The organism is Variovorax sp. 01N429 (assembly GCF_056399425.1).
The window spans coordinates 1-600 of record NZ_JBFTRG010000065.1 but is presented as its reverse complement, the minus strand read 5'-3'; the positions used below and the strand labels follow the sequence as shown (position 1 = coordinate 600).

At 76.0% G+C, this 600-nt stretch carries 1 protein-coding gene and 1 pseudogene; one reads left to right on the top strand and one right to left on the bottom strand.

Annotated elements, in window-relative coordinates; translation table 11 throughout:
* Positions 1–194: pseudogene (locus tag AC1DSF_RS30590) on the top strand (hypothetical protein); the annotation flags it as partial.
* A gap of 82 nt (positions 195–276) precedes the next feature.
* On the opposite strand, the gene AC1DSF_RS30585 reads toward AC1DSF_RS30590, so the two are convergent.
* Positions 277–600, bottom strand: a 324-nt coding sequence (locus AC1DSF_RS30585; protein ID WP_478184068.1) for a hypothetical protein, incomplete at its 5' end; no start/stop codon positions are given.

Sequence of the window (600 nt, the reverse complement as noted above, 5' to 3'; positions counted from 1 at the left end):
CCCCGGCGGGCCTGCCGGTCGGGCGGCTGACCCCGGACGTCCTCGCCCCGCACGCCGCGGCGGCGGTCGCCGAGGACCGCGAGGTGTACGTCTGCGGGTCGACGGGCTTCGCCGAGGCGGTCGGCCGCATGCTGACCCGGGCGGGCGTCCCGGCCACCCGCATCCGCCTGGAGAGGTTCGGGGACGCGGTGTAGCCGGGACGCGGTGTAGCCGGGACGCGGGGCCGCTTGCGGACGGGGCTCGGGTGCGAAGCTCGGGTACGTGGGTCGGTGCGGCTCAGGCCGCGATGACCAGCTCCGGGCGCGGGGTGCCGGATACGGTCGCGGTCGCGGTGCGGGACTTCGGGCGGGCGAACACCACCAGCCGCAGCACCACGAACCGGCCCAGGCCCGCGAGGCCCTGCGCGGCCAGGTAGACGGCCTGGATGGTCAGCGCTCCCGCGTGCGGGGCCGCCGCTTCCAGGGCGAGCATCGCGCCGGTGGTGAACAGGTAGGCGATGACGGCGGTTCCGGTCGACTCCGCGTGCACGCGCCAGCCCGCGGCGCCCTTGCGGAACGTGATGCGACTGTGGAGTTCGTTGCACAGCAGCGTGCCCAGGAC